This is a genomic window from Erythrobacter sp. QSSC1-22B, from assembly GCF_001678665.1.
In the GTDB taxonomy this organism is placed as follows: domain Bacteria; phylum Pseudomonadota; class Alphaproteobacteria; order Sphingomonadales; family Sphingomonadaceae; genus Qipengyuania.
Map to the genome: position 1 here is coordinate 23,989 of NZ_LZRP01000005.1, position 19,493 is coordinate 43,481.

Annotated in this window: 23 protein-coding genes; 16 read left to right on the top strand and 7 right to left on the bottom strand. The window is 65.4% G+C overall.

Features of this window, described 5'->3' with window-relative positions:
• Positions 1 to 5: 5 nt before the first annotated feature.
• The 5 genes from A9995_RS09170 to A9995_RS09190 all read left to right on the top strand — a co-directional run bounded on the left by A9995_RS09170 (position 6) and on the right by A9995_RS09190 (position 6,193).
• The gene (locus tag A9995_RS09170) at positions 6 to 1,949 is read left to right on the top strand and encodes a DUF3604 domain-containing protein (RefSeq protein WP_067611928.1); all 1,944 of its coding nucleotides are present in this window, start codon (positions 6 to 8) and stop codon (positions 1,947 to 1,949) included.
• The gene (locus A9995_RS09175; protein ID WP_067611931.1) at positions 1,946 to 2,752 is read left to right on the top strand and encodes a peptidyl-prolyl cis-trans isomerase; all 807 of its coding nucleotides are present in this window, start codon (positions 1,946 to 1,948) and stop codon (positions 2,750 to 2,752) included. The genes A9995_RS09170 and A9995_RS09175 overlap by 4 nt, the downstream gene beginning before the upstream one ends.
• Before the next feature lie 20 nt (positions 2,753 to 2,772).
• Positions 2,773 to 3,750 carry a HupE/UreJ family protein gene (locus tag A9995_RS09180; protein ID WP_233998150.1) on the top strand — a complete coding sequence of 326 codons (978 nt, stop codon included), beginning with the start codon at positions 2,773 to 2,775 and terminating at the stop codon, positions 3,748 to 3,750.
• A gap of 84 nt (positions 3,751 to 3,834) precedes the next feature.
• The gene (ftsH, locus tag A9995_RS09185) at positions 3,835 to 5,802 is read left to right on the top strand and encodes an ATP-dependent zinc metalloprotease FtsH (RefSeq protein WP_067611934.1); all 1,968 of its coding nucleotides are present in this window, start codon (positions 3,835 to 3,837) and stop codon (positions 5,800 to 5,802) included.
• A 157-nt stretch (positions 5,803 to 5,959) separates the two neighbouring features.
• Entirely contained in the window at positions 5,960 to 6,193 is a 234-nt protein-coding gene (locus A9995_RS09190) for a DUF3072 domain-containing protein (RefSeq protein ID WP_067611937.1), read from the top strand.
• Positions 6,194 to 6,197: 4 nt separating this feature from the next.
• On the opposite strand, the gene A9995_RS09195 is transcribed toward A9995_RS09190, so the two are convergent.
• The gene (locus tag A9995_RS09195) at positions 6,198 to 7,274 is read right to left on the bottom strand and encodes a DUF3667 domain-containing protein (protein ID WP_067611940.1); all 1,077 of its coding nucleotides are present in this window, start codon (positions 7,272 to 7,274) and stop codon (positions 6,198 to 6,200) included.
• 98 nt (positions 7,275 to 7,372) lie between these two features.
• Here A9995_RS09195 and A9995_RS09200 point away from each other — a divergent pair, with 98 nt between their 5' ends.
• Entirely contained in the window at positions 7,373 to 8,212 is an 840-nt protein-coding gene (locus tag A9995_RS09200) for a sterol desaturase family protein (RefSeq protein WP_067611943.1), read from the top strand.
• Between the two features lie 37 nt (positions 8,213 to 8,249).
• Here the strand turns inward: A9995_RS09200 and rpoZ are convergent, their stop codons facing one another.
• Entirely contained in the window at positions 8,250 to 8,594 is a 345-nt protein-coding gene (gene rpoZ / locus A9995_RS09205) for a DNA-directed RNA polymerase subunit omega (RefSeq protein ID WP_067611946.1), read from the bottom strand.
• Positions 8,595 to 8,704: 110 nt separating this feature from the next.
• On the opposite strand from rpoZ, the gene A9995_RS09210 reads away from it, so the two are divergent.
• Positions 8,705 to 9,898, top strand: coding sequence for a phosphatidylserine/phosphatidylglycerophosphate/cardiolipin synthase family protein (locus A9995_RS09210; protein WP_067611949.1), 1,194 nt, complete (start codon positions 8,705 to 8,707; stop codon positions 9,896 to 9,898).
• A gap of 19 nt (positions 9,899 to 9,917) precedes the next feature.
• Here A9995_RS09210 and A9995_RS09215 read toward each other — a convergent pair whose 3' ends face one another.
• Complete coding sequence (locus A9995_RS09215; protein WP_067611952.1) at positions 9,918 to 11,456, bottom strand: replicative DNA helicase; 1,539 nt, start codon at positions 11,454 to 11,456, stop codon at positions 9,918 to 9,920.
• A gap of 139 nt (positions 11,457 to 11,595) precedes the next feature.
• On the opposite strand from A9995_RS09215, the gene A9995_RS09220 reads away from it, so the two are divergent.
• The 4 genes from A9995_RS09220 (at position 11,596) to A9995_RS17060 (ending at position 13,539) form a co-directional block, all read left to right on the top strand.
• Positions 11,596 to 12,111 (top strand): UPF0262 family protein, encoded by a 516-nt coding sequence (locus A9995_RS09220; protein ID WP_067612585.1) that lies wholly within the window; start codon positions 11,596 to 11,598, stop codon positions 12,109 to 12,111.
• A 4-nt stretch (positions 12,112 to 12,115) separates the two neighbouring features.
• Positions 12,116 to 12,850 carry a glycoside hydrolase family 25 protein gene (locus A9995_RS09225; RefSeq protein ID WP_067611955.1) on the top strand — a complete coding sequence of 245 codons (735 nt, stop codon included), beginning with the start codon at positions 12,116 to 12,118 and terminating at the stop codon, positions 12,848 to 12,850.
• 10 nt (positions 12,851 to 12,860) lie between these two features.
• A complete protein-coding gene (gene cdd / locus A9995_RS09230; protein WP_067611958.1) occupies positions 12,861 to 13,280 on the top strand; it encodes a cytidine deaminase in 420 nt (139 codons plus the stop codon).
• 85 nt (positions 13,281 to 13,365) lie between these two features.
• Positions 13,366 to 13,539 carry a hypothetical protein gene (locus A9995_RS17060; RefSeq protein ID WP_168157375.1) on the top strand — a complete coding sequence of 58 codons (174 nt, stop codon included), beginning with the start codon at positions 13,366 to 13,368 and terminating at the stop codon, positions 13,537 to 13,539.
• Positions 13,540 to 13,561: 22 nt separating this feature from the next.
• Here the strand turns inward: A9995_RS17060 and A9995_RS09235 are convergent, their stop codons facing one another.
• Both A9995_RS09235 and A9995_RS09240 read right to left on the bottom strand, forming a co-directional pair.
• Positions 13,562 to 14,701: a M14-type cytosolic carboxypeptidase gene (locus A9995_RS09235; protein WP_067611961.1), complete on the bottom strand. Its 1,140-nt coding sequence runs from the start codon at positions 14,699 to 14,701 to the stop codon at positions 13,562 to 13,564.
• A complete protein-coding gene (locus tag A9995_RS09240; protein ID WP_145916884.1) occupies positions 14,698 to 15,294 on the bottom strand; it encodes a DUF4136 domain-containing protein in 597 nt (198 codons plus the stop codon). The genes A9995_RS09235 and A9995_RS09240 overlap by 4 nt, the downstream gene beginning before the upstream one ends.
• Positions 15,295 to 15,435: 141 nt before the next feature.
• Here A9995_RS09240 and galE point away from each other — a divergent pair, with 141 nt between their 5' ends.
• The 3 genes from galE to A9995_RS09255 all read left to right on the top strand — a co-directional run bounded on the left by galE (position 15,436) and on the right by A9995_RS09255 (position 17,390).
• Positions 15,436 to 16,470, top strand: coding sequence for a UDP-glucose 4-epimerase GalE (galE, locus tag A9995_RS09245; protein WP_067611967.1), 1,035 nt, complete (start codon positions 15,436 to 15,438; stop codon positions 16,468 to 16,470).
• A gap of 94 nt (positions 16,471 to 16,564) precedes the next feature.
• Entirely contained in the window at positions 16,565 to 16,690 is a 126-nt protein-coding gene (ykgO, locus tag A9995_RS09250; protein WP_007165381.1) for a type B 50S ribosomal protein L36, read from the top strand.
• A gap of 94 nt (positions 16,691 to 16,784) precedes the next feature.
• Entirely contained in the window at positions 16,785 to 17,390 is a 606-nt protein-coding gene (locus A9995_RS09255; RefSeq protein WP_067611970.1) for an HAD family phosphatase, read from the top strand.
• A gap of 103 nt (positions 17,391 to 17,493) precedes the next feature.
• On the opposite strand, the gene A9995_RS09260 is transcribed toward A9995_RS09255, so the two are convergent.
• A complete protein-coding gene (locus tag A9995_RS09260) occupies positions 17,494 to 17,832 on the bottom strand; it encodes a hypothetical protein (RefSeq protein ID WP_067611973.1) in 339 nt (112 codons plus the stop codon).
• A 189-nt stretch (positions 17,833 to 18,021) separates the two neighbouring features.
• On the opposite strand from A9995_RS09260, the gene A9995_RS09265 reads away from it, so the two are divergent.
• Both A9995_RS09265 and A9995_RS17235 read left to right on the top strand, forming a co-directional pair.
• Positions 18,022 to 18,567, top strand: coding sequence for a helix-turn-helix domain-containing protein (locus A9995_RS09265; RefSeq protein WP_067611976.1), 546 nt, complete (start codon positions 18,022 to 18,024; stop codon positions 18,565 to 18,567).
• 124 nt (positions 18,568 to 18,691) lie between these two features.
• Positions 18,692 to 19,042: a hypothetical protein gene (locus A9995_RS17235; protein ID WP_199797245.1), complete on the top strand. Its 351-nt coding sequence runs from the start codon at positions 18,692 to 18,694 to the stop codon at positions 19,040 to 19,042.
• A 15-nt stretch (positions 19,043 to 19,057) separates the two neighbouring features.
• On the opposite strand, the gene A9995_RS09275 is transcribed toward A9995_RS17235, so the two are convergent.
• Positions 19,058 to 19,483: a hypothetical protein gene (locus A9995_RS09275; protein ID WP_145916885.1), complete on the bottom strand. Its 426-nt coding sequence runs from the start codon at positions 19,481 to 19,483 to the stop codon at positions 19,058 to 19,060.
• Positions 19,484 to 19,493 lie beyond the last annotated feature (10 nt).

Below are 19,493 nucleotides of genomic sequence, written 5' to 3' on the forward strand. Positions count from 1 at the left end.
ATGCGATGCACAGGATCATCACCGGCTTGGCGTGGGCGAGTCTGGTCGCGGTGCTGGGGGGCTGCGGCGCGGACGCCGGTGTCACCGAAGCGCAGAGCGGCGACGGCAGCGGAGCGATCGAACTCGCCGAATTCCCCGACCGCCCCTATTGGGGCGACACCCATCTCCACACCGACAATTCGATCGACGCTTTCGGCTTCGGCGTCCGGCTGGGCCCCGAAGAGGCACTGCAATTCGCCAGCGGGCGCGAGGTCACGGCGACCACCGGTCTGGCCGCGCAGCTCGATCGCCCGCTCGATTTTCTCGTTATCGCGGACCATTCCGATGCCCTGGGCGCGACGCGGCGGCTCTACGATGCGCCGCGGATTCTGGTGCGCGATCCCACGCTCCGGCGCTGGTACGACATGATGCACGAGGGGCCGCAAGGCTCGCAGCGCGCGATTGCCGAGCTGATCACCGCCGCTTCCAACGACGAGCTGCCCGCCGCGCTGACCGACCCCGAACGCCAGCGCGAGGCGACGCGGACGATCTGGGACGCGCATCTCGCGATGCTCGACCGCTACAACCGACCCGGCGAATTCACCGCGCTGGCAGGGTTCGAATACACGCTCATGCCTGATGGCAACAATCTCCACCGGGTGGTGATGTTTCGCGACGGCAGCGCCACGACCGGGAAGGTGCTGCCCTATCCCGGCATCGACACCGAGGCCGAGGGGCTATGGGATTACATGGCAGCCTATGAGAAAGGCACCGGCGGGCAGGTGCTGGCGATCCCGCACAATTCCAACCTCTCCAACGGCTTGATGTTCGAGCTGACCATGCCCGGCGGCGGGCCGATGACTGCAGAATATGCACGCAAGCGCGCACGCTGGGAGCCGGTGGTCGAGGCGACCCAGATCAAGGGCGACAGCGAGGCGCATCCCTTCATGTCGCCCAATGACGAATTCGCGGGCTTCGGCGTGACCGGCTGGGAACTGGGCAATCTGCCGCTCACCGCCGCGACCACGCCGGAAATGCAGCGCGGCAATTACGTCCGCGAGGCGCTCAAGCGCGGGCTGTCGATCGAGCAGCGCACCGGCGCCAACCCCTATGCCTTCGGACTGGTCGGCTCGACCGACAGCCACACCGGGCTGGCGACCGGGGATGAGGACAATTTCTTTGGCAAGCACACCGGCAACGAACCCGGTCCCGACCGCGCGATGGCGCCGCAGAATCTGGGCACCAGCGAGGGGCGTTTCGGCTGGCACTATCTTGCGGGCGGCTATGCCGCGGCCTGGGCGCGCGGCAACACCCGCGCGGAAATCTTCGACGCTTTCAGGCGGCGCGAGGTCTATGCCACCACCGGGCCGCGGATGGTGCTCCGGGTGTTCGCCGGGTTCGATTTCACCGCTGCCGACTGGCGCGGCGACTGGGTGCGCGCGGGGTACAATCGCGGCGTGCCGATGGGCGGCGAACTCTCCGCCACCGGGCGTGCGCCGGTGCTGATGATCTCGGCTTTGAAGGACCCCGACGGTGCCAATCTCGACCGGGTGCAGGTGGTCAAGGGCTGGGTGGACGAGACCGGCGAGGCGCAGGAGCGCGTTTACGACGTGGTCTGGTCCGACATGGCCGAACGGGCGCGGGTCGGCGGCAGGGTGCCTGCGGTCGGCGATACGGTCGACCGTGCCCGGGCGAGCTACAGCAACACCATCGGCGCGGCCGAGCTGCGCGCGGCTTGGACCGATCCCGACTACGAAGCGAGCCAGCGCGCGTTCTATTACGTCCGGGTGCTCGAAATCCCGACCCCGCGCTGGCCGTTGTTCGACCGGCTGCGCTTCGGGATCGAGCTGTCCGACGAGGTGGTGGAGTCCTCGGTGGCGCAGGAGCGGGCCTACAGCTCGCCGATCTGGATCCGTCCGTCCCCGATGTCGCCGCGTTCGACCGCTCCGGCAATCATGGTCGGTTCGTGATCCGCAATTGGGCGCGCGACCCGCTCGTCCATTTCCTCATCGCCGGTGCGCTGCTGTTCGTGCTGTTCGCCTGGCGCGGCGAAGAGCCGGATCCCGACAGCCGTACGATCGCGGTCGATCGCGAGGTGCAGGCCAGCATCGCGCTGCAGTTCGAGACAATGATGCAGCGTCCGCCGACCGATGCCGAGCTCGACGGGCTGATCGAGCGCTGGCTGCGCGACGAGGTGCTCTGTCGCGAGGCGCTGCGGCTGGGGCTCGACCGCGACGATGCGGTGGTCAGGCGGCGGCTGGCGAAGAAAATGGACGCGCTGGCGAGCGCGCAAGCCGAAACCGCGGTGCCGAGCGACACCGAGTTGCGCGAATGGCTGGCCGCGCATCCGCAGCGATTCGCGCGCGGTGCCAGCGTGGGTTTCGACCAGCTCTATTTTGCCGATGAGGAAGCTGCGCGCGCGGCGCAGGCGCAATTGCGGCGCGGCGCCGACTGGCAGGGGCTGGGCGAGCCGCTATCGGTCCCGGTGTCGCGGGACAAGGCGAGCCTGCGCGTCGTGACCGACCGCTACGGGCGCCAGTTCGCCGCGGCGATCGCGGGGTTGGAGCCTGGGGAGGCGTGGCAGGGCCCGGTACCCTCTGGTTTCGGCTGGCATCTGGTCAGGTTGCGCGCGCGCGAGGAGGGCGCGGTCCCGCCGCTCGCCGCAATCCGCGGGGAGGTCGAGGACGACTGGCGCGGCGCGACCATCGCGGGGCGCACCGAGGCCGCCTACCGCTTGCTGCGCGATGCCTATCGGGTCGAGATCGCCGAGTGATCCTCCGCGCTGCGAGCGTCTTGGCCCTGCCCCTGCTGGCCGCGCTGCTGACCGTCGCGCTCGCATGGCCGGGCACTGCCCGGGCCGACGAACTGCGCCCGGTTGCGATCTCTTTCACCCAACTCGATGAGGACCGCTGGCGGCTCGACTGGAAGCAGCCGGTCGCCTCGCCCGCAACGCGGCTCGCCTATCCGAGCTTGCCCGACAATTGCCGGATGGCGGGGGAGCCGGTGGTTCGTAGCGCTGCCGCGGCGCTGATCGGCGGTGTCGAGGTCGAATGCGACGGCGCTGTCACCGACCAGCGCATCGGCGCGCGCGATCTGGTGGTTGCCGGCGATGCGCTGCTGCGTGTGGTTCCGCTCGGACGCGCGGTGCAGACCTATCGGCTGACCGCCTCCCAGCCCGAAGCGACGATCGTCGGCGTTCCCGCCGCCGCGCAGGTATGGCGCAGCTATTTCGGGCTCGGGGTCGAGCATATTCTCGAAGGCTGGGATCACCTGCTGTTCGTGATCGCGCTGGTGCTGCTGGTGGCGAAAGGCTGGACCGTGGTGAAGGCAGCGACCGCTTTCACCGTGGCGCATTCGCTGACGCTGGCGGCGGTCACCTTCGGCTATGCCGGACTGCCCTCGCGTCCGGTCGAGGCGCTGATCGCGCTGTCGATCGTGTTTCTGGCGGTCGAACTGGCGCGCGGCAGGCGCGACACGCTGACGCAGCGCCTGCCATGGGCGGTCGCCTTCGCGTTCGGCCTGTTCCACGGTTTCGGTTTCGCGGGTGCGCTGCGCGAGATCGGCCTGCCCGAGGGCGAGGTCCCCGCCGCGCTCGTGAGCTTCAATCTCGGGGTCGAGGCAGGGCAGTTGCTGGTGATTGCCGGGGTGCTGGCGCTACGCCGTGTGGTGCAGCGCTTCTCGCCGCAAGCCGAGCCCCATGCAGTGCGGCTTGCGGCCTATGGCATCGGCATCACCGGCAGCTACTGGCTGTTCGACCGGATTATTGCCTGATCTGCATCGCTCGATGCATATTTCGGCAACTTGTCATTCACACCCGTGCGCCTACATTGAAGGTCGCGAAAGGATGTGCGTGACATGAGAGATCAGAACGAGCCGGGCGATCCCCAGGAAAACGGTCCCAACCCCTGGATGAAAAGTCTGATGGTCTGGGGCGGGGTGTTTCTCGCCCTGCTGGTGGTGGTCTCCGTCTTCGGCGGCAGCGCCCAGCCCGCGGGCCAGGAACTCGGCTATTCCGAATTCCGTGATCGCGTGGCCGAAGGCTCGGTGCAGAATGTCAGCATTTCCGAGGATCGCATCACCGGCACGCTCACCAATGGCGAGACTTTCTCGTCGGTTCCGGTCGCCAATGATACCACGCTGACCCCTCTGCTCGAGGAGAACGGCGTCACCTATTCGGGCGCGGCCAAGGAAGAAATGGGTGTCCTCACCTATATGCTGATCCAGTCGCTGCCCTTTATCCTCATTCTCGGTATCGCCTTCTTCGCATTGCGCCAGGTCCAGAAGGGCGGCGGCGCGGGCGGCGCGATGGGCTTTGGCAAGTCGAAGGCCAAGATGCTCACCGAAAAGCAGGGCAAGGTCACCTTTGCCGATGTCGCGGGCATCGATGAGGCGCGTGAGGAGCTCGAGGAGATCGTCGAATTCCTCAAGGATCCGCAGCGTTTCTCCAAGCTCGGCGGCAAGATCCCCAAGGGCGCGCTGCTGGTCGGCTCGCCCGGTACCGGCAAGACCCTGCTCGCACGCGCCATCGCGGGCGAGGCGGGCGTGCCCTTCTTCACCATCTCGGGCTCGGACTTCGTCGAGATGTTCGTCGGCGTCGGCGCCAGCCGCGTGCGCGACATGTTCGAACAGGCCAAGAAAAACGCGCCCTGCATCCTCTTCATCGACGAGATCGATGCCGTGGGTCGCAGCCGCGGGCATGGCCTGGGCAATTCCAACGACGAGCGCGAGCAGACGCTCAACCAGCTGCTGGTCGAGATGGATGGTTTCGAGGCCAATGAAGGCATCATCATCATCGCCGCGACCAACCGCCCCGATGTGCTCGATCCGGCGCTGCTGCGCCCGGGACGCTTCGATCGCCAGGTGGTGGTCCCCGTTCCCGATATCGAAGGGCGCGAGAAGATCCTCGCCGTCCATATGCAGAAGGTGCCGCTGGCGCCCGACGTGAACAGTCGCACCATCGCGCGCGGCACTCCCGGCTTCTCGGGTGCCGATCTCGCCAACCTCGTCAACGAGGCGGCGCTGCTGGGCGCACGGCGCAACAAGCGCCTGGTCGCCATGCAGGAATTCGAGGACGCCAAGGACAAGGTCATGATGGGCGCCGAGCGGCGCTCGATGGTGATGACCGAGGACGAGAAGAAGATGACCGCCTATCACGAGGCAGGCCATGCTCTGGTATCGGTCAACGAGCCCGCCTCGGACCCGATCCACAAGGCGACGATCATCCCGCGCGGCCGCGCCTTGGGCATGGTGATGCGCCTGCCCGAGCGCGACAGCTATTCCTACCACCGCGACAAGATGCACGCGAACCTAGCGGTGGCGATGGGTGGCCGCGTGGCTGAAGAGATCATCTTCGGTCACAACAAGGTCTCCAGCGGTGCCTCGGGCGATATCCAGTACGCCACCGATCTGGCGCGCTCGATGGTCACCAAATGGGGCATGAGCGACAAGCTCGGCCCGCTGCAATACGAGGAAAGCCAGGAAGGCTATCTCGGGATGGGCCAGACCGCGCGCACCATGGGCGGATCCGAAACCAACAAGCTGATCGATGCCGAGATCAAGGAATTGGTCGAAGGCGGTCTCAAGCGGGCGACCGAGGTGCTGACCGATCAGGAGGACAAGCTCCACCTGCTCGCGCAGGCGCTGCTCGAATACGAGACGCTGACCGGCGAGGAGATTGATCGCTTGATCAAGGACGGCACGATCGACCGCACCGATAAGCCCGCCGGCGGGCAGGTCGCGATCAAGCCGATCATCGGCAGCGCGGTCCCCAAGGCGGGCAAGAAGTTCGGCGGCGAAGGCGGCGCGGCACCGGCGGGCGCCTGATCCCGGTACATCCTCGATGTAAGAACGGCGCGCATTGCTACTTGCAGTGCGCGCCGTTTCCGATTTCTGGCGTGCCAATTTATCGATTGCAGATGCTCGACTCTTCCGGGGAACATAGCAAGAACTGAACTGTTGGTCAGGCAAAGGAGATTGTCTAATGACCAGCACCGTTCCCACCCAGCATCCCAAGTCGGATCCCGTTACCAATGCCGAAAAACCGCCCGAGAACTGGACCACCGGCGAGGAGGCGATGACCGGAGCGCAGGCGAGCTACCTCAAGACGTTAAGCGAGGAAGCGGGCCAGCCCGACGCCTATGATGCCAAGCTTACGAAGGCCGAGGCGTCGCAGCGGATCGATGCGCTGCAAAAGGAAACCGGGCGCGGCGCCTGAGCGCTCAGTACGCTCCGAGCATGAGCAGGATCTGCAGGAACAGCATCACGATGATCGTGACGAAGGCGAGCAGTACGCCAAGCCGCCACAGCGCCGAGAAGCGCGACAGCGCATAGGTGCCACGCATCTGCTTGTAGATATGGATCGGTGGAATCGCGGCGGTCGCCGTCGCTACGATTCTGCTGGGCGCGCCCGCCATGCCGAGCACCGAGAGCACGATGAACAACAGCGACATAAAGGCTAGCGAGTAAGTAACGAAGATCGCGTGATCATAAGCCTTGAAATTGCGCTTCCAGGCGAACAGCAGCCACACGAACGGCACCGAAAGCGGGATCAGAAGCCAGCTGAACTTATAGCTGTTCGCCTGCAGCTTGTAGAGCATCAGACCCGGATTGGTCCGCCATTTGTCGAGGCCCTTGTCGATCCAGGCAGCGCCGGTTTTGACGGTCGAAGCCGTGGCCATGCCGTCACCACCGGCCAGCAGTTCTTCAGTCCCGGCGACCGCCTCCAGCCGTTGCTCGATCTCGGCCAATCGACGCTGTGCCTCTTCGAACCGGGGCGAGTCCGCTGGCTCTTGTGCGACAAGCTCCCGCTCCGCCACGAGGCTTTCCTGCACCTCGGCAAGGCTGGTATTTACGCCATCGCCAGTCTGGATATCGGTCGGAGGGGTCAGCCCGATCACCTGGAAGACCGCGAACATCAGGAACACAGCGAACAGGAACAGCGCCATCGGCGAGACGAAGCGGGCGCGCTCGCCATCGATATAGCGCCGGGTGAGCTCGCCCGGCTTGAACACGAGCTTGGGCAGCGTGCGCCAGGTCTTGCCATCGAAATGCAGGGCGCCGTGGAGCAGATCGTGGAGGAAAGCGCCGATGGTGCGGTGGAGATGCGCCTTCTGACCGCATTGGTGGCAATGCGGTCCGGTCAGCATGGTGCCGCAATTGAGACAGGTCGCCTCGGTGAAATGGCCGTCGCCAGGCGAACGAGCGTCGGCGCCGGGCTTGCGATGCACGGCAGAAGCCGCGCGGCTGACCGGGCCACGCTCGACTGCGGTACTGACCGCTTCGCCCAGATTCCCCATGCCGTCCCCTTTGGATCGCGCTTCTACCGCCCGCGCCGATCCGGCGCAATGCGATTGCCGGGCTTGCACCGCAACCCGTGGGCGCCACATAGAGCAGGATGGACCCGGATTCTCCCAGCATCCAGCTGATCGGCCTGGGCGCGATGGCGCTGGTTTTCGCCGCACTGGCCGCAGTGGAGCTGGTGGTGCCACGCCGCCGCCTGCGCCATGGCCGCGGTCGGCGCTGGGCCACCAATCTTGGACTCTTCGCGCTCGACACCGCGCTGGTGCGGGTTGCGGTGCCGCTGTTGATGGTCGGCACTGCGCAGCTCGCTGAGGTTCGCGGCTGGGGGCTGTTCAACCAGTTCGACCTGCCGTTCTGGCTCGAGCTGCTGTTGGCGCTGTTCGCGCTCGATCTGGCGCTGTTCTTCCAGCACTGGGCGACGCATCGCGTGCCGCTGTTGTGGCGGCTGCATCAGGTCCACCACGCCGACCCCGATTTCGACGTGACCACCGCGGCGCGCTTCCACCCGATCGAGATCGGGCTGTCGATGCTCTACAAGATGGCGGTGGTCGCGGTGCTGGGGCCGGCGGCGCTGGCGGTGTTCGTCTTCGAAGTGGTGTTCAACGCGGCGACGCTGTTCGTTCATGCGAATCTCTCGCTACCGCCCCCGCTCGACCGACTGGCGCGGTTCGTGATCGTCACCCCCGATATGCACCGCATCCATCATTCGACGCTGCAGCGCGAGACCAACAGCAATTACGGCACCATGCTGTCTGGGTGGGACAGGCTGTTCCGGACCTACCGCGCGCGCGCGCGCGAGGGGCAGGACGGGCTGACGATCGGCCTCGCCGAATATCAGGACGCTCGCCCGCTTGCGCTGGGGTGGAGCCTGCTGCTGCCCTTCCGCCACCGGGCGAAACTGGCCGACCAAGCAAAAGGGCCGCAATCCCGGTGAGGACGCGGCCCTTTGGCATCGGTAATATTGGAAGCCGTCAGCCTTCGTAATCGGCCCCGATCGAGGTCGAGCGCGCAGGCGCCGATGCGGTGATCCGCAGGGCTTCGGCCGACTGGCTGAGCGAACCGACTTCATCGGCCTCGTCATCATCGTCGGGCAGGATCTTCTGCAGATTGGTGACCGCCGATTCCATCAATTCCTTGGGCTTGACGGTCTGCTCCGCGATCTCGCGCAGCGCGACGACGGGGTTCTTGTCGCGGTCACGATCGATGGTCAGTTCGGCACCGCCCGCAATCTCGCGTGCCCGCTGGGCCGCCAGCAGGACGAGATCGAAACGGTTGGGGATCTTGTCGACGCAATCTTCGACGGTTACGCGCGCCATGCAGCACTCCGAAAAATTCGATGAAATCGGGAAAGAACGCCAAATACTCGGCAAGGGCGCCGGAGTCAAGAATTTGCACCGGGCGTGCCGCTGGCCTAGGGCTCCTTGCGATGAACGATGCCCCAGTGAAGGATCCGGCCCTGCCGGGAACCAGCTACAGCGATCCGGAGCCCTTTACCTGCGAGGCGCAGGGCCAGTCGCTGACTTTCTACCCCGGTGGAGCGGATCGTCGAGACCGGCTGTTCGAACTGGTCGCATCGGCCCGGCACACGCTCAAATTGTGTTTCTACATCTTCGTCGAGGACGAGGTGGGCAGAGACTTGCGCGACGCGCTGGTCGCAGCGGCGCGGCGCGGGGTCGATGTTACGCTGGTGGTGGACGGCTTTGGGGCCGATCTTTCCGATTCCTTCGTCGAACCGCTCCGCGAGGCCGGCGCGACCTATCAAATCTTCGGCGCGCTCTGGACTCAGCGCTACCTGATCCGCAACCATCAGAAGATGGTCATCGTCGACGATGAAAGCGCGATGTTTGGCGGTTTCAACATCCAGGACGATTATTTCGCTCCGCCAGAAGACAATGGCTGGAACGATATGGGGGTGGTGATCCAGGGTTCGGCGGTTGCGGGGCTGGTCGAATGGTTCGCTCGCCTGCAGAGTTGGAATGAAGACGTCGACGGCAATTTCAGGCGCATCCGCCGCGCGGTGCGTGATTGGGACTGGGCGGAAGGGACGGGGCTTCGCTGGCTGGTCGGCGGTCCCACCAGGGGCCTTTCGAACTGGGCCGGTTGTGTTGGACGCGATCTCGACCGCGGCAAGCGGCTCGATATGTTCATGGCCTATTTTTCGCCCTCGCGAAAACTGCTGCGCCGGATCGGCCGGATCGCGCAGGCGGGCGAGGCGCGGCTGGTGATGGCGGGCAAATCCGACAACAACGCCACCATCGGTGCGACGCGGTCGCTCTATCACTACCTGCTCGGCAAGCAGGCCGAGATCTACGAGTTCACGCCGTGCAAGCTGCACACGAAGTTGATCGTGCTCGACGATACCGTCTATCTGGGCAGCGCCAATTTCGACATGCGCAGCCTGTTCATCAATCTGGAGATCATGCTGCGGATCGAGGATGCCGGGCTGGCGACGCGACTGCGCGAATTTCTCGACACCCAGGTCGCCGCGTCGGAGCGCATCACCCCCGAATTGCACGAACGGCGCGCGACGGTCTGGAACCGGGTCCGCTGGAACCTGAGCTGGCTGCTGGTCTCGGTGCTCGACTACACCATCAGCCGCAAGCTCAACCTCGGGCTTTAGGGGCGCACCCCGAAGCGGCTCACTGTTCGCCCCAGTCGGTATAGTCCTTCTTGTTCGGGCTGGTGAATTTGGTGACCTCGGCGTGGAAGTGCAGCGGGACATTGCCGGTCGAACCGTGGCGCTGCTTGGCCACGATCAGCGTCGCCTTGTTGCGCAGTTCGAGATAGCGTTCTTCCCAGACGCTGTATTTCTCCCGCGCATCGGGCGAGCTCTCGGGGCCGGGCATGTCGGGGCGCGAGGCCTCGTGATAGTAATCGGCGCGGAAGATGAACCACACCATGTCGGCGTCCTGCTCGATCGATCCCGATTCGCGCAAATCCGACAGCATCGGTCGCTTGTCCTCGCGCTGTTCGACCGCGCGGCTGAGCTGCGACAGCGCGATCACCGGCAGGTTGAGCTCCTTGGCGAGTGTCTTCAACCCGCGGCTGATCTCGGAAATCTCGTTGACGCGGTTGTCGTTGGCGCGGCCCGAGCCCTGCAGGAGCTGGAGGTAATCGACCACGATCATACCGATATCGTGACGCCGTTTCAGCCGCCGCGCGCGGGTGCGCAACGCGGCGATGGTGAGCGCCGGCGTGTCGTCGATATAGAGCGGCAGATCGGCCAGCTTCTGGCTGGCGGCCGATAGCTTCTGGAACTCGTCGCGGGTGATCTTGCCCGAACGCAGCGATTCGCTGGTGATCTCGGCCTGTTCGGCGAGGATACGCGTGGCGAGCTGGTCGGCGCTCATCTCGAGGCTGAAGAAGGCCACCGGGGCGCCGAAATTGTAGGTACCGCCCTCGCGCTGCCATTTCATGTGCTCGGCGGCGCAGTTGAAGGCGATGTTGGTGGCGAGCGAGGTCTTGCCCATGCCCGGGCGCCCGGCGAGGATGATGAGATCCGAACTGTGAAGGCCGGCGGTCTTCTGGTCGATCACCTCGAGCCCGGTGGTCTTGCCCGAGAGCCCGCCACCCGAATTCATCGCCGCCTCGGCCATCTTGAGCGCGGCGAGCGTGGCACTGCGGAAATCGGTCGCTTGCGCATTGCCGGTCGCGCCCTCGGCGACGCGGAACAGGTCCGCCTCGGCCTGCGCGATCCTGTCCATCGGCGCGACCTCGTCGGAGGTGTCGAGAGCCCCCTCGACCAGCCCTCGCCCGACGCTGACCAGTTCGCGCAGCAGCGCCAGATCGTAGATCTGCTCGGCCAGTTCGCGCGAGGCGAGCAGGCCCTGGCCGTCGGCGGTCAGCTTGGCGAGATAGGTCACCCCGCCGAGCGATTGCAGCGCCTCGTCCTGCTCGAAATAGGGCTTGAGCGTGACTGGAGTGGCGACCGAATTGCGGTCGAGCAGGCGCAGCACCCGTTCGTAGACGCGCTGGTGGACCGGCTCGAAGAAATGCTCGGGCCGGATCGGGGTGCCCAGCTCCTCGATCACCTTGTTGTCGATCAGCACCGCGCCAAGGAAGGCCGCCTCGGCCTCGAGATTCGCGGGCAGGGCGCGGCCGGTGTTGTCCGGGCCGCTGGCTGCAGTGGTGAGCGCGCGCGAATCGGCGGGCGGGGCGAGAGTATCGGTTTCGGGCATGCCCGCGTGATGCGCGCGCGGACCCTTGGCTGGCAAGGCATCAGGGCAACAGATCGCCCCTCCGCCCCTGTGGATAGCGGGGATGCATTCGCAAGCCCTTGCCGCGCCACCGGTCTATCTGCGAAAGCGGCTGCCAGCGATGCCCGATTCCTCCTCCCCTCCGTCACCCGCCGATGGCGATTACCGCATCGCGCAGGTCGATCTCGACGAAGCGACGATCATCTGGCGCAATGCCGATATCGAGCAGGAGCGGCGCGTTGCGATCTTCGATTTGATCGAGGAGAACAGCTTCAAGCCGCTGCGCGCGGTCGAGCGCGGGGCCAGCGGGCCTTTCCAGCTGACGCTGGCGGTGGTGGACGGACGGCTGGCGATGCGGATCGCCGATATGGAAGGCGAAACGCTCGAAGAGCTGGTACTCGGCCTCGCGCGGTTCCGCCGCCAGATTCGCGACTATTTCGCGATTTGCGACAGCTATTATCAGGCGATTCGCAAGGCGACGCCCTCCGAGATCGAGACCATCGACATGGCCCGGCGCGGGATTCACAACCACGCCGCCGAACTGCTGGTCGAGCGGCTCGACGGCAAGGTCGAGACCGATTTCGCCACCGCGCGGCGGCTGTTCACGCTGATCTGCGTCCTGCACATCAAGGGTTGAGCGGATGGTGCGCAAGGCCCCTCGCAAATCGCCGCGTCGCCGGGCGGGCAAGTGCGGTTCGCGCTGGCTGCCGCGATTGCTGGCGCTGGTGGTGCTCATCGCGCTGTTCGGCGGTGGCTGGGCGTGGTGGGAATCGCGCAGCTGGCGTCCCGACGAAGGCAAATGGGCCGATCAGGGCGCACTGGTCGGCGAGGTCGATGGCACCGTTCGCTTCGCTACGCTCAAGGGACTGGGCGCGGGCTTCGTCTATCTCGAGGCAAGCCGCGGGGCCGATGGCAAGGATGCCGCCTTTCCGGATAATTTCGCCGCCGCGCGCGCCGCGGGCCTGCAGATCGGCGCGGTCCATCGCTTCGATCCCTGCGCCCGCGCGGACGGGCAATCGGCCAATTTCGTCACCACCGTGCCGCGCGATGTCGAACTGCTGCCGCCCGCGATCATGCTCGAGCGCACTGCCGAAGACTGCCCCGAGCGGGTCAGCCGTGCCGCCGTCCAGAGCGAGGTGATGACGCTGGTCAACCAGATCGAGGCGCACACCGGCAAGCCCGTGATTCTCGCGCCGTCCGAGGATTTCGAGCAAGGCTACGCGGTCGCCGCGCGGATCGACCGCAATCTGTGGCTGTCGCGCAATTGGAACGAGCCGACCTATGGCGGGCGGCCGTGGCTGTTGTGGACCGCCAACAGCGCGTTCCAGACCGAAGCCGCAGAGCAACCGTTGCGCTGGATGGTGGTGCGGCCCTAGGAGCGTGGCGATGACCGACCAGACCCCGCCAGACGAAGACCTGATCGCCGCCGCCCGCGCCGCGGCGGCGCAGTCCTATTCGCCCTATTCGAACTTTCCTGTCGGCGCTGCGCTGCGTTTCGCCGATGGCGGGGTGGTGACCGGCACGAATATCGAGAACGCCAGCTACGGGCTGGCGCTGTGCGCCGAAACGGTGGCGGTGGCCCTCGCGATGGCGCAGGGGCGGCGCGGCGGGCTCGAGGCTGTGGCGGTGACCGGGCCCGGCGACGAACCGATCACGCCCTGCGGGCGCTGCCGGCAGGTGCTCAACGAGCTCGCGCAATTGGGCGGTACCGATCCGCAGGTGTTGTGCGTGGGGCCGGATGAAGTGCGCCGCACGACGCTGTCGGCGCTGCTGCCCGACGCTTTCGGGCCTGCCAGCCTGGGCTGAACCGGGAAGATTTCTCGCTGCGCCGTTAACCCCGTTTCAGGGTCCATGCGGGTAGACGCTGCCGGGTCACAGGAGACCCGCAATCATGAAATTCATCCCCCTGCATTCGCGCGGCGGCAATTACCTCATCGTCGCTTCCAACGTCGCGTGGCTGCGCACCGGGGAGAACGGCCAGACTATGGTCGGCATCGTCGGCAGCAGCCCGTTACTGGTGACCGGCTCGATCGAGGAAGTCGCGGAGATCATCCTGAAAGGTTGATCCGCCCGGCTCCCGCCGGTACTCAGCCTTCCTCGGTGTCGAGCCATTCGACCAGCGCGGCGAGGCAGTCGCGCGCGAGCAGCTTGCAACGCTCGGGCGACCAGCCCTGCGCCGGGTCGGGCAGGTCGATCAGATCCTTGTAGGGCATCTCGAGCGTCATCGCGGTGCAGCCGAAGCAGTGCGCGACCTGATTGGTCGAGATCGCCAGATTGGCCTTGCCTGCCGCGGTCTTGGGATAGCCGAGCTTGGTCTGGAAATCCGGGGTGCGGCGGTCGAGAATGCGCTCGTAGCGGTAGAAACGCTCGCCCTGCTCGTCGCTCCATGAGGGGATGCCCTCGAAAGCGGCGAGAAACACCGCCGGGATCGCCTCGTCGCCGTGGATGTCCATCGCGAAGTGGACCCCGGTCTCGTCCATCGCATTGCGGATGGCGAGCACTTCGGGCGACTTCTCGGCGCTGGGCTCGGCCCATTCGCGATTGAGATTGGTCCCGGCCGCATTGGTCCGCAGATGGCCCCGGCGCGAGCCGTCGGGATTGCAATTGGGCACGATGTGGAAGCGGCACTTCTGCCGCAGCACCATGGCGATGGGATCGCTGGGATCGGTCAGCACTTCGAGCGCGCCTTCCATCCACCATTCGGCCTGCGTTTCGCCCGGATGCTGGCGGGCATAAAGCCAGACCTGCCGCTCGCCCTCGCCCAGTTCGAGGCAATCGATCGGCTGGCCGTCGAGCGTGGTGCCGAGATGGCGGTAGTCAACGCCTTCGGAAGCGGCGGCCTCGGAGATCAGGTCGTGGTGGCGCTCCATCGAATAGGGCGCGAAATAGGCGAACCAGGCGATTTCGCTGGCGGGGGTGTAGCGGATGGTCAGCGAGCCGCCATCGGCATCCTTGTCGAAGCTGGTTTCGGCGCGGCCCCAGAACTCGCGGTCCTCCGAAACGCAGGCATTGTAATCGGGCCAGCCGCCGGGATAGGCGCTGGTGTTGAGCCCGGTGATGACCAGTTCCAGCTCGCGCCCCGCCGCACCCGAGACGCGGAAATGGAACCACTGCCTGAATTCGCTCTGGTGGTCCGCCGGGATCGCCAGCGTAGCGCGCGCGCCATCCACGGAAAGGACTTCGATATTGCCACTGTCGAAAGCGGAATCGATCCTGATATCGCTCACTCGGTTACCTCTACTTGCACGGTTTCGCCATTGTTGCCGGGGAATTCGCTGAACAGCGCGGCGGCGACCGTCTGTGCGTTGGCGGTCCGATCCGCAAGGGCAGAGTTTTCGGCCACGGTGAAATCGGCGCGCCCTTCCCAGAGTACCTGCGAACTGGCGGCATCGCGGATTACGACGCGCATTTCGGTGCCGACCTCGTTGCGCGACCCGCCACCCAGATTGATGCCGACCCCAAGTCCGACACCCGAACCATAACTGCCGGTCGAACCGCCGACACCTACGCTGACGGGATTGCGGCCGCCATCTCTGCCCAGACGATAGCGTTCGACGCGGACTTCGGCGATTTGCGCGGCACCCGCGCGGGCGCTCTCGCGATAGCCCTGGCGGACCAGTTCGGCGGCGACCGCGGCTTTGTAGGGCGCGAGTTCGAGATTGTCCTCGCCGGCCGCGCTCTGGACGAAGATCGGTCCCTGCGCGAGTTGGGCGCTGGCGGTGGGGGCGACGAAGCGGGTGACCTCGACCGGACCGGGCGCGGTGGCGCAGGCGGCGAGCGAAAGCGCAAGCGCTGCTGCGGAAAGGGTGCGACGGATCATGTGACGACTCCTGTGCAAATTCATGCGTGGGGTGGGATCTTGGTCTTTGGCTAACGTTTGGATGGCAAAGCGGTGCCGCAGCGCGCGCCGCCCCGATGGCCGCGCTTCTAACGCGGCGGCGTTGCTGATAGCGGAGCGGTTATGAACGCAGGCGAAAAAGGCGCGGTGCTGGTCACCGGCGGGGCGGGCTACATCGGCAGCCATGCGGTACTGGCGCTGGGCGATGCCGGCTGGCCGGTGGCAGTGGTGGACAATCTCTCGACCGGCTTCCGCTTCGCGGTGCCAGACGAGGTGCCGTTCTACGAAGGCGATATCGCCAATAGCGCCTTGCTCGAACAGATCTTCGTCGAACAGGGCATAAGCGCGGTAATGCATTTTGCCGGCTCGGTGGTGGTACCCGATTCGGTGGCGGATCCGCTCGCCTATTACGACAACAACACTGCGAAAAGCCGGGCTCTGATCGGCGCGGCGGTGCGCGCAGGGGTGCCGCGCTTGATCTTCAGCTCGACCGCGGCGGTCTATGGAGTGCCCGAGCACTCGACCGTGACCGAGGACACGCCGTGCCAGCCGATCAACCCCTATGGCTGGTCCAAGCTGATGACCGAGCAGATGCTCGCCGATACCAGCGCCGCGCACGGGCTGGATGTCTGCGTCCTGCGCTATTTCAATGTGGCGGGCGCCGATCCGCAGGGCCGGACCGGGCAATCCACCGCGGGCGCGACGCATCTGATCAAGGTCGCCTGCGAGGCGGCTTTGGGCGGGCGCGAGCATGTGGCGGTCTATGGCAGCGATTACGACACACCCGATGGTACCGGGGTGCGGGACTATATCCATGTCAGCGACCTGGTGGCGGCGCATGTGCTGGCGCTGGAGGCGCTGGTCGAGCAGCCCGGCCGCTCGCTGACAATGAATTGCGGCTATGGACAGGGCTACTCGGTGCTCGATGTCCTCGATGCAGTCGACCGCGCCACCGGCGGACGGATCGAAAGGGTAATGCAGCCGCGCCGCGCGGGCGATCCGGCGGCGCTGGTTGCCGATCCCTCGCGAATCCGCGCCGCGCTGCCTTGGATGCCGCAATATGCCGATCTCGACACGATCGTGACGCATGCGCTGGACTGGGAACGACGGATAGCGCAGACCGATGCGACCTATCCGGACGCGGCAGGTAGTGCTTGACCCGACTCAGCCCCGTCGCTAACCGGCGCGCTTGAAATCCGCGCGTCGGAGTCTCAATCTCCGGCGCGTATTTATTTGTCATACGGAACCCGTCATGAAAATCCGCAACAGCCTCAAGTCGCTCAAGAACCGTCACCGCGACTGCCGCGTGATCCGTCGTCGTGGGCGGACCTATGTGATCAACAAGACCAACCGTCGCTTCAAGGCCCGCCAGGGTTGATTGGCGCCGCGGCGATGCGCCGCGGACGATGGTGAGGTGAACGGCCCGGCTCCCTTGATGGGAGCGCGGGCCGCTTCCGTTGGGGGAATGCGAAATGGTCGAGGCAGTGGTGTTCGATGTCGGGCGGGTGCTGTTTCAGTGGCAGCTGCGCGCATTGTTCGAAAAGCTGGTCGAGGATCCGGCGGAGCTCGATTTCGTGCTCGCCGAGGTGGTTACCGAAAAATGGCATTTCGAGCATGATGCGGGGCGCCCGCTGGCCGAGATGGTGCCCGAGAGAAAGGCGCTGTTCCCGGATCATGCACCGCTGATCGAAGCCTATGCCGCGCGCTTCAACGAGACCATTCCCGGCCCGGTGCCGGGCAGTCTGGCCATCGTCGAAGAACTCCACGCGCGCGCAATGCCGCTCTATGCGATCACCAATTTCGGCGCGGAATTCTGGGACGGGTTTCGCCCGACCCAGCCGGTATTCGATCTGTTCCGCGAGATCGTGGTCTCGGGCAAGGAGCGGCTGGTGAAGCCCGATCCGGCGATCTTCGCGCTCGCTGCCGAACGGTTTGGCCAGGCGCCGCAAGCCATGCTGTTCATCGACGACAATCGCGCCAATATCGACGGCGCGCGTGCCTCCGGCTGGCAGGTTCATCACTTCACCGATGCGCCGACGCTGCGCGCCGATCTCGAACAGCGCGGCCTGCTGGCCTGACGAACGCAACCCGACAAAAGAAAGCCCCGGCCGCCTGTCGGGACAGACGCGGCCGGGGCAGTTGGCCACCCGATGGAGAGGGGTGGGGGAGATCGGTCGCGGGTCAGCCGTTGCAGCGCGCCAGCTTTTCGGCGTCGAGCGTTTCGCCATTGGCAGTGAAGGCGGTGATATCGCCCATCGAGCGCTGCAGCTCGCGGCACATGCGCAGCGGGCGACTGGTGCCCTTGCCGGCGACGCAGGTGGTGCCCTGACAGGACCAGGCGACGCCGCCCGCGACGGTGCGGTTCGAGCTGGCCGGGGCAGCCAGTTCAGCAGTGTAAAAGGGACCGTTCGAGGAGGTGGCGGGGGCCGGGGCCAGAGCGGTGCCGAAAGTCAGCGCGGTGTAGCCGAGGCCGAGCGCGATGGCGGAAAGGCTGGAGAGGCGGGGGAGAGAGAGAGTCATGGGAGAGTCCTTCGAGCTTGCGTTTACGTCAACTGGGGTTTCCATAATTGCAACTAGGTTGCTATTTGAAACCTGTTGCGAATCACCACCTAGCTAACTAGGTTGCGCAATGCAACTTAAATCTTCAGCAACCGGGTCGATTTGCACCCGCGCGTTTTCCGGGTAGGAAGATCCCTTGAAAGGAATGTCATGGGCGAGATCAGAGAGCCGCTGCGCGAACTGACCGAATGCGGGCTTCCGCAAGCGCTGGAGGTGATGGGCGAACGCTGGAGCTTCATGATCCTGCGCGCCGGTTTCAACGGGCTGCATCACTTCGAGGAGTTCCTTACCGAACTCGGCATCGCGCGCAATATCCTTTCCAACCGGCTGGCCAAGCTGGTGGAGCACGGCATTCTGGCGCGCAAGCCAATGGCCGAGGACCGTCGCAAGATCGAGTACCGCCTCACCGACAAAGGCCTGGACCTGCTGCCGGCGATGATTGCATTGCGCCAGTGGGGCCAGAAATACGGTGGCGAGGTGTCCGAGAACCCGATGCTGGTCGACGAACGCGACCGTCTTCCGATCGGGCCGGTCTCGATCCTTTCGCATGACGGTCGGATTCTCGGGCCCAAGGACCTGGCGCTGATCGATCGCACACAGCGTGGTGTCCGCGCCGATGGCTGCAAGGCCGAGGAAGGCAAAAGTGCGCTGTCCCTAGAATTCGTCAAGCGCTCGGGTCCGCGCGAAGCCGCCTGAACACCGCGATCTGGAACCGGCGATGGCCGCGAGGCCTGCATGACGTCACCGTTAAAACGATTTCAACACGTTGCTGGCAATGCAAAGCTAGGCACTACCGCTCAACGGGAATCGGCGCAGTCACGTGATCGAGATCGAAGTCCAGAACGAGACCCATCAGACGGTCTTTCGCCTGAAGGCGTTCACTGTCCCGCGAATCGGCGAGGGCATCCGTCTCGAAGAACCCGACGGGCAATGGGTGTCTTACGACATCATCGACGTCTGGTACCAGAAGGCCGAATATGGCGAGGTCTGGGTGCCCTTCATCCATGTCCGCATGACCCCGGACGAGCAACGTGCGCTCGAACTGACCAAAGCCGTTCCGCTGGTAAACCGCGACCAAGCGGTTCCGATCGAGGATTTCCTCAAGAAATTCGAAGGCGACCAAGAGCACGAACCGGTCAAACTCAACCTCGATATGAGCGAGGCCGACTGACGCGCAAACGGCTTTTCAGTTCGGTTCTTTCCGTATGAGGCCGATCGTCAGGATGGCCCATCCCGCGACCAGCACCACACTCGACCCTGCGACCGCGACGCTCACCGCCGTCTCCATGGCTTCGCCTGCACTGTAACCTTTTCCGGCTATCGGGAGGCTGTCGCTGGCTCCGGTTGCGGCGGATAGCGTGAGGCCGAGCCACAAGCCGTACATGCCGGCTATGGTCGCCCACCGTCCGATCCGGTCCCATTGCAGGGAGAGCCGGGTCCAGCCCCAGACAGCACCGACAACCATGATGGCCGTGCCGCCTTGCACGGCGGTCAGATGTGCCGACAACCCCATCCGCGGGTTGAGGACATACGGAACGGCCGCACCCTGGAGCAGGCCGAGCAGGAACAGGATCGCGCCGGCGACGACCAGTTGCTTCGAAGCCTGGCTCATGGCTCCCATC

Coding starts and splice junctions, on each gene's coding strand:
- A9995_RS09170 (WP_067611928.1), top strand. CDS start 6: ATGCACAGGATCATCACCGGCTTGGCGTGGGCGAGTCTGGTCGCGGTG.
- ftsH (WP_067611934.1), top strand. CDS start 3,835: ATGAGAGATCAGAACGAGCCGGGCGATCCCCAGGAAAACGGTCCCAAC.
- A9995_RS09190 (WP_067611937.1), top strand. CDS start 5,960: ATGACCAGCACCGTTCCCACCCAGCATCCCAAGTCGGATCCCGTTACC.
- A9995_RS09195 (WP_067611940.1), bottom strand. CDS start 7,274: ATGGGGAATCTGGGCGAAGCGGTCAGTACCGCAGTCGAGCGTGGCCCG.
- A9995_RS09200 (WP_067611943.1), top strand. CDS start 7,373: ATGGACCCGGATTCTCCCAGCATCCAGCTGATCGGCCTGGGCGCGATG.
- rpoZ (WP_067611946.1), bottom strand. CDS start 8,594: ATGGCGCGCGTAACCGTCGAAGATTGCGTCGACAAGATCCCCAACCGT.
- A9995_RS09210 (WP_067611949.1), top strand. CDS start 8,705: ATGAACGATGCCCCAGTGAAGGATCCGGCCCTGCCGGGAACCAGCTAC.
- A9995_RS09215 (WP_067611952.1), bottom strand. CDS start 11,456: ATGCCCGAAACCGATACTCTCGCCCCGCCCGCCGATTCGCGCGCGCTC.
- A9995_RS09220 (WP_067612585.1), top strand. CDS start 11,596: ATGCCCGATTCCTCCTCCCCTCCGTCACCCGCCGATGGCGATTACCGC.
- A9995_RS09225 (WP_067611955.1), top strand. CDS start 12,116: ATGGTGCGCAAGGCCCCTCGCAAATCGCCGCGTCGCCGGGCGGGCAAG.
- cdd (WP_067611958.1), top strand. CDS start 12,861: ATGACCGACCAGACCCCGCCAGACGAAGACCTGATCGCCGCCGCCCGC.
- A9995_RS17060 (WP_168157375.1), top strand. CDS start 13,366: ATGAAATTCATCCCCCTGCATTCGCGCGGCGGCAATTACCTCATCGTC.
- A9995_RS09240 (WP_145916884.1), bottom strand. CDS start 15,294: ATGATCCGTCGCACCCTTTCCGCAGCAGCGCTTGCGCTTTCGCTCGCC.
- galE (WP_067611967.1), top strand. CDS start 15,436: ATGAACGCAGGCGAAAAAGGCGCGGTGCTGGTCACCGGCGGGGCGGGC.
- ykgO (WP_007165381.1), top strand. CDS start 16,565: ATGAAAATCCGCAACAGCCTCAAGTCGCTCAAGAACCGTCACCGCGAC.
- A9995_RS09255 (WP_067611970.1), top strand. CDS start 16,785: ATGGTCGAGGCAGTGGTGTTCGATGTCGGGCGGGTGCTGTTTCAGTGG.
- A9995_RS09260 (WP_067611973.1), bottom strand. CDS start 17,832: ATGACTCTCTCTCTCCCCCGCCTCTCCAGCCTTTCCGCCATCGCGCTC.
- A9995_RS09265 (WP_067611976.1), top strand. CDS start 18,022: ATGGGCGAGATCAGAGAGCCGCTGCGCGAACTGACCGAATGCGGGCTT.
- A9995_RS09275 (WP_145916885.1), bottom strand. CDS start 19,483: ATGAGCCAGGCTTCGAAGCAACTGGTCGTCGCCGGCGCGATCCTGTTC.